This window comes from Anaerocolumna cellulosilytica, assembly GCF_014218335.1.
GTDB lineage: Bacteria > Bacillota > Clostridia > Lachnospirales > Lachnospiraceae > Anaerocolumna > Anaerocolumna cellulosilytica.
Window position 1 is genome coordinate 5,258,041 of sequence record NZ_AP023367.1, and the last position, 6,960, is coordinate 5,265,000.

Sequence of the window (6,960 nt, forward strand, 5' to 3'; positions counted from 1 at the left end):
TTATGAACATATTGGAAATCAAGCAGACTATGATTGACAAAGGTATTCCCAAGGAAGTAATGGAGCAATTTGTTTTTCCAGAAAGTAAAGATGAAACGCCGGAAGAAAAAATAGCATTTGTGAATCAAATGGATAATTTACTTTCAAAAGTTCAAATTCTTTCCGTTATGGAGGAGCAAGGTTGCAACAAGAATGAACCTACCGCTGTATTTATGCTAAAACTTAAAGATAAATCCATCGGAGAACGCATTAAAATACTAAACGCAATGGGTATAAACGAATTTGCTCGCAGCAGATTAAATGATGATGGGACATTAAGTATATTTTGGGATTTTGAGGAAAATGGAAAATATATATGTGTATGCCCATGTATGAATACATTGTCCAAATCCACGACCGTTTCCCTTACATATTGCGGTTGTTGCAGTGGACATGTAAAATATCATATTGAAAACAGTCTCGGCGTAAAATTGCGCCTTAAAGAAACTGTATCATCCCCCATTAGCTCTAATGGTGAAAAACAATGCGAACATCTTTTTGAAATAATATAAAAAGTAACACGAAAATACACCAACCTATTAAATTCGGTTGGTAACGGAAGCCTTAATGGGTTGATAGGGGGTTGTATAATGAGCAAAAAAACAGAACTACAAAAGGTCAGCGAGAATACTATGAGCTTTATGCGAGGAAAATATGTTTTGGATGAGGTGGGCAACGGCAAAGATGAATTGAAATTCCGCAAAGGCGGGAAAACTGTGCTAACTATCTACATACGGGAAGACCATTACGATTTTCTTATTATTTTCGGAAAGGCAGAACGTGAATTATTTGAGGCGCGGCGCAATGAATTTCCCCAGAAGATACAAGAAATTTACGATAACAGTAAAACACATCATGACGGCAAATGGATGTTAATTTCCGTTGCCAATTTACATATGCTCGAAGCTGTCGAGCAGCTTGTTTTGATTAAGAAAAAACCTAACCGAAAACCGTTTCCGAAAGAGCAAGCGGTCTATTCCAGTTGCGGACACCGTTGTGATTTGTGTGTGCATTATAACGGCGGAACAATCAGCGAGGAGTTCCGGGCAGAGTTGAAAGAGCGGCTGATACGTGTATATGCGGGAGGTGTAGGCGATGGGGGATATTGGGGCGATGATATGAAGTTATGTGATGGCTGTCATACAGGGGGATTGGATAAAAGCTTTAACTGCGATTCTTTGAAATGTGCTGCGAAAAATGACGTTGATAGATGCCAGAATTGTTATAAAAATCCTTGTGATAAGGCACATCATTTATATCAAGGGCTTAAACCTGAAATCCACGCAAATACCATTGCTGCCGACGATGTTACATGGGTAATTCTGCCTTATGTATTTGAACAATACGGAAATTAAGGGGGATACCAACCTGCTTTTATATTAAATCGATACTTGTGTATCTGTTTGATACATAGCTATACTCGTCTTCTGTATTGTCTGTGTTTGCTTGTTCTGTAACCGTTTTCGTCTGGGCGAGCTGTCTGATGGTGCTTACTTTGCGTATATCCTCGCATCTAACATCTAACTCAAATAAGACTGCTATCTTACCCCAAAATACCTCAGATGGTGTCTCCATACCATTCTCAACGTTGCAGTAGTATGCTCTGCTACAGCCGAGTTTGGTAGCAATCTGCTGCTGGGTAAGTGCAGAGTTAATACGCAAATCATACAGCATCTTACGAAGCCTTTTCGAGTTACTATGTTTAGCTTTTGCTATTTTATCGGCTTTTACAGCTGTGCCATCATGCTTGCGATACGCACTAGAAATCCACTCACCTGATTGATGGCGTACCTTGCCTTCCTCCACACCTTTGTACACTCCGGATTGTCGTAAAACACTAAGGATAGCAGCTCTTTTTATACCAAATCCAGCATTTTCAAGCTGACGAAGACCAGCACCATCTACATACATTTGTATGATGGCTGAGTTACGCTCTGCTTTGGATATATATGCAGGTCTATCAGGTGTGGTAAAAACATCTGGCAGGGGATACTCTACATACTGCTGGCATACTCCAGCTCCGCAAGAACTAAGTAGGGCATATATGTCGTCTGCGGGAGACTCATATCCGTGCAAAATATCCCATAGCTGTAAAACAGACATATGTAATCTGTCTAACAGCTTATAGCAACTAATAGACTGCATAGCTTGTTGTGTACGAGTAATGCCCCAGTCTGTAAGGCATTGTTTTTTCAGCGGTTTTTGTCTCTCGTACCGGATATACATATCCAAAACTGCAAAATCATCTTTGGCTATGTATACAATATGTTTAGCACTCTGCAATCCTCTAGTATTTAGGACGCTTGTAAGTATTTTGGCATCATTGATAGCTATATTATGTATAGCTCCGCCAGCAATTAATGTATATTCATCATCTGCTATAATATAGTCAATCTGTGATAATGTAGATAATATTAAATCCTTGCACTTACGCAAATCTATCCGATAGTCTCCATATTTAGTAACCATAGTTATGTACCTCCGTAACCTTGAAAAATATTATTGATTTAGTGCTTTTATAAAAATCATACCTCATTTGTTAAGTAAAATCTAGTTGTTTTTAGTGCGAGAAGTATGTAGATAAACAGGCCTTATCATATATAGAGATAGTTGGGAGGCTGTGTGGAACTTATAGGGATAGACAGCGATAGGGAGCTAAGCTCTACATAGACGATATCGCATGGCTGGTGTCAGCTGTTAGCACTTGGATTTATACGTTAACATACTTTGCAACCTGTTAATTTATTATAATGTATCCGAATTCAATTTATAACTCAATGTGTTCCTCACTACGCAGACACTCCTGGCTTACTCAATATAATATTTCGGGGCCGACAGCTCATCCTTTTAAGTCACGAATACCTACCGTATCGGTATCCGTGGCTTATTTTATATACACATCAAATCAAGGTATGTTTCATAAACATATCAGAACTATACCACATTTGTTAAGTAATTATTTTAAATTATTGTCTGCAAGTATAAGTCAAAAGCAAGCCTTGCAAATTATATGTATAAGTTGAGAGTATGTATGATATCAATATTATAGACAGATGAGGAACTAAGCTCTATACAAGCGGGATTGTTTAACATCTTTGCTACACACTTATCCAAAACTCCTTAACCCTACGCTTAGCAGTAGCGACAGCTTGTGGGTCAGCGTCAGAGCCGAAGACCTTACGACCACCAGCAATAAGTCCTGCTATAATTGTCGTTGAACTACCCATACATACGTCCATTATGGTATCACCTTCGACAGAGAAGGTTTTTATCAGCTCAACAAACGCTGGGAGACTCTGTTGGTATGGATGTAGTCCACTATCGTCTGCGTCACGAGGTGGCGGTATATGTATGTCTGGCGTATAAGATGTTTTTTTATTGGGAGCGCCTTTAACGTAATGTAGAATAGCTTTCCATTTAGGTATGACTCTGCGTGGGTGTACTAACTGGGTTCCATTAGGTGTCATGTATGCGTGACACCAGTTATAAGTCAAGTGCTCACCCAGAGCTTTCATAGCTTGTGGCAGTAATAATTGCCCGCACATAACGACCAGAGAGCCGTTAGGTTTTAATAGTTTTTCACTTATACGGGCAAGGTAAGGATATAAATCGGCGTACTCTGCCTTATACATCATATCAACTAAAATTAAATCTATTGAGTTTGGCATTATTCGGTCATAGTCACCTTCAATCTTTAGGTTTGCGACAAATAATTGAACATCGTCCTCTGTTACCGTTATTGCTGGGTTTTTCTTTTGTTCACGTTGCTCTTTACGTAGTAGCGTCAAGGCCAGTCGTGGGCTTACTGTAACTCCCTCTAGTTCTACCAGTTTATCCAATAATCCAGGTGTCCGTAAGCATTTCAATGTTCTATCTGACAACTTCTTATTTAATATCTCAGGGTGCTGTTTAACCCATATGTGTTGAGTCCAATCCTCATTATCTTTATAATCCGGCAATGGGTCCAATTTGGACACTCCAAACAGCTCTAAACGATACTTAGACACGCTTGTTGGACTAACTCCCAGCAATCGTGCTATTTTTTTATTTGAAAGTCCTTGATTACTCCTTAGCGTACTTTTTATCAGGCTTTGCTTGTCTTTACGTGATATTTGTTTTATTTGCTTAGACACTAATCATCACCTCCTTAGATATGCCTATGGTTATTATAACCTAAGGCGATAATAATATCTTCAATTATTTAGTGACTATGAGGTGCCTACATACAAGCCTTGCATAAATCAACCTATAAAATTCAAACTTTTAGGGGGATTACCATTATGATTCTTACATATGCTAAAGGCATGGTTACGGCCGATGACACAAAAGGGCTATTTAATGACGCAAACATAAATATTTTTTTACAAGACCTTATCTGTAGTGGTATACTTAGGGCGTCAGAGGTTTCAGATAAAATGAATATGCTAAGAAAGAAACAAGTAGATACGATTCACACTAAAAAAATTTATACCAGAAAGGATGGTAGAGTTTTTACAAGAATATTAGAAAATGGCAAAGAAAAACAAGTCGCAGGCAAGGATGAAACAGAACTCTATGAAAAGCTCTATGATTTTTACTTTGGTGATAATAATGCAAGCCTTGAGGATTTATACCCACAATGGGTAGAATGGAGAACCAACGAAACAAACACATCTCAAAAGACTGTAAAAGAGAACGGTTACATTTGGAACGCACATCTCAGGGATAACCCCATTACACAAGTTCCTCTAAAACAACTAAAACCAAAGGATTTTATTTGCTATTTTCGCACAATTACCAAAGGAGTCACACTTACGAGGAAGCGCTTCAATGACCTGAAAAGCGTGATGAACGGCATTATATACTTCGCCATAGAAAAGGAGATTATCGAGCATAATTATTTGCGAGACATAAACTATCGCCAGTTTACCTATAAACCTGAAAACAATGATGTCATCCCTTATACTGAGATGGAACGCTTACAAATTATCAATCAATTATCCAACGATGATTTGTACTCTCTCGCTATTAAGCTCGACTTCTATTTGACTTTAAGGATTTCGGAATTAAAAGGTTTAATGTGGGATGATATCCGAGGCGACCTTATTTATATCCAGCGTTTGATAAACGATAAAAATGAAATTTTAGACGATATAAAAGGGCATAAAGAAGAAGGTAAACGCTACATACCATTAACAAGTGCAACTAAGGTAATCCTAAATCAGATTAAGCTTTTGAACCCTAATAGTGAATATCTTTTTATTCGCAATAATAAGACTTTAGCTACGGTCACTTTTAATCGTCGAATTAAAAAGTGTTGTACCGAACTTGGAATTGAATATCGTCCTTCGCATAAGGTTAGGTTTTCGACAGCTTCAATTCTGTTCAAGAATGGGGTTGGTGCACCTGAATTACAAAAAATGTTAGGCCATACGACACTTACAATGACTTCACATTACCTACGCTCAGTAACACCTGCCGACGAAACCATAGAAAAAATGGGGGCCGTTTTAGGTTAAAAATAGCTTGCACCAATTTGCACCAACATTTTTAAAATTAAAAAATGCTTCAAACCCTTGATTTATAAGGATTTGAAGCACTTACTTAGAGAGGCGACAACCAGATTTGAACTGGTGATCAGGGTGTTGCAGACCCATGCCTTACCACTTGGCTATGTCGCCATATTTAATTTACTAAGCTACTTCTTAATAAATAGCTCCCCGAGTTGGGCTCGAACCAACAACCCCACGGTTAACAGCCGTGTGCTCTACCATTGAGCTATCGAGGAAGAACACTACCATTTTAATATGTTAGACTATAAAAGTCAAGGCTTTTTTAAAACTTTTTCAATTTGATAAATAATTTGAAAATTTTAAAATGCATGAGCATTTTTTAAATTTATCTTTCTATACATTCTATTAATGATATCTTTTCTTAAAAATAATTTCAAATGTAATATAAGTTATTTATCTACTAAGCAGTTTTTTATTATTTATATCCACCTATCGTTGCAGCATAACATATTATGAATGAATTAGAATGAAAAAACGTCACAAAACAAAGTCTTACTACTTGTTTTACGACGCATTCATATATACATTCAAAACTACACATTAAACACCATTGCTATTTATGAACATTACCTGATAAAGCTTTACATAAGTTACCTTATATTCAACCTTATCTTTAGGTCAAGCCCTCGACCTATTAGTATTAGTCAGCTACATGTGTTACCACACTTCCACCTCTAACCTATCCACCTTGTCGTCTTCAAGGGGTCTTACTGCTTTCGCATGGGATATCTTATCTTAAGGGGGGCTTCACGCTTAGATGCCTTCAGCGTTTATCCCTTCCAAACTTGGCTACTCGGCCGTGCACTTGGTAGTACAACCGATACACCAGCGGTTCGTCCAACCCGGTCCTCTCGTACTAAGGTCAGCTCCTTTCAAATATCCTACGCCCGCGCCGGATAGGGACCGAACTGTCTCACGACGTTCTGAACCCAGCTCGCGTACCGCTTTAATGGGCGAACAGCCCAACCCTTGGGACCTACTACAGCCCCAGGATGCGATGAGCCGACATCGAGGTGCCAAACCACTCCGTCGATGTGAACTCTTGGGAGTGATAAGCCTGTTATCCCCAGGGTAGCTTTTATCCGTTGAGCGATGGCAATCCCACTTTATACCACCGGATCACTAAGTCCTACTTTCGTACCTGCTCCACCCGTCGGTGTCGCAGTCAAGCCTTCTTATGCCTTTGCACTCTGCGAATGGTTTCCAACCATTCTGAGAAGACCTTTGAGCGCCTCCGATACCCTTTCGGAGGCGACCGCCCCAGTCAAACTCCCCACCTGACATTGTCCACTGCCCAGATCATGGGCACATGTTAGAAATCCAATACTGCAAGGGTGGTATCCCAACAACGGCTCCATGGCAACTAGCG

General features: G+C 39.1%; 5 protein-coding genes, 2 tRNA genes and 1 rRNA gene (1 of these 8 only partly in view). 3 read left to right on the forward strand and 5 right to left on the reverse strand.

Features of this window, described 5'->3' with window-relative positions:
* Positions 1 to 2 precede the first annotated feature (2 nt).
* Together acsn021_RS21980 and acsn021_RS21985 are read left to right on the forward strand one after the other, a co-directional pair.
* Entirely contained in the window at positions 3 to 551 is a 549-nt protein-coding gene (locus acsn021_RS21980) for a hypothetical protein (protein WP_184096095.1), read from the forward strand.
* A 78-nt stretch (positions 552 to 629) separates the two neighbouring features.
* Positions 630 to 1,394, forward strand: coding sequence for a DUF3788 domain-containing protein (locus acsn021_RS21985; protein ID WP_184096097.1), 765 nt, complete (start codon positions 630 to 632; stop codon positions 1,392 to 1,394).
* A gap of 19 nt (positions 1,395 to 1,413) precedes the next feature.
* Here the strand turns inward: acsn021_RS21985 and acsn021_RS21990 are convergent, their stop codons facing one another.
* Both acsn021_RS21990 and acsn021_RS21995 read right to left on the reverse strand, forming a co-directional pair.
* Positions 1,414 to 2,508, reverse strand: a complete 1,095-nt coding sequence (locus acsn021_RS21990) for a helix-turn-helix transcriptional regulator (protein ID WP_184096099.1) — start codon at positions 2,506 to 2,508, stop codon at positions 1,414 to 1,416.
* Positions 2,509 to 3,137: 629 nt separating this feature from the next.
* On the reverse strand, positions 3,138 to 4,172 hold the full coding sequence (locus acsn021_RS21995; RefSeq protein ID WP_184096100.1) for a DNA methyltransferase: 1,035 nt from the start codon (positions 4,170 to 4,172) through the stop codon (positions 3,138 to 3,140).
* Positions 4,173 to 4,319: 147 nt separating this feature from the next.
* Between acsn021_RS21995 and acsn021_RS22000 the strand changes: the two genes are divergently transcribed.
* Positions 4,320 to 5,537, forward strand: a complete 1,218-nt coding sequence (locus acsn021_RS22000) for a tyrosine-type recombinase/integrase (protein WP_184096102.1) — start codon at positions 4,320 to 4,322, stop codon at positions 5,535 to 5,537.
* A gap of 91 nt (positions 5,538 to 5,628) precedes the next feature.
* Here the strand turns inward: acsn021_RS22000 and acsn021_RS22005 are convergent.
* The 3 genes from acsn021_RS22005 to acsn021_RS22015 form a co-directional block, all read right to left on the reverse strand.
* Positions 5,629 to 5,699, reverse strand: a tRNA-Cys gene (locus acsn021_RS22005).
* A 35-nt stretch (positions 5,700 to 5,734) separates the two neighbouring features.
* Positions 5,735 to 5,806: transfer RNA gene (locus acsn021_RS22010), tRNA-Asn, on the reverse strand.
* Between the two features lie 399 nt (positions 5,807 to 6,205).
* Positions 6,206 to 6,960 (reverse strand): 23S ribosomal RNA (locus acsn021_RS22015); it runs 2,159 nt beyond the window's last position.

Excerpts from the sequence above, each read along its gene's own strand:
- acsn021_RS21980 (WP_184096095.1), top strand. The coding sequence starts at position 3 with ATGAACATATTGGAAATCAAGCAGACTATGATTGACAAAGGTATTCCC.
- acsn021_RS21985 (WP_184096097.1), top strand. The coding sequence starts at position 630 with ATGAGCAAAAAAACAGAACTACAAAAGGTCAGCGAGAATACTATGAGC.
- acsn021_RS21990 (WP_184096099.1), bottom strand. The coding sequence starts at position 2,508 with ATGGTTACTAAATATGGAGACTATCGGATAGATTTGCGTAAGTGCAAG.
- acsn021_RS22000 (WP_184096102.1), top strand. The coding sequence starts at position 4,320 with ATGATTCTTACATATGCTAAAGGCATGGTTACGGCCGATGACACAAAA.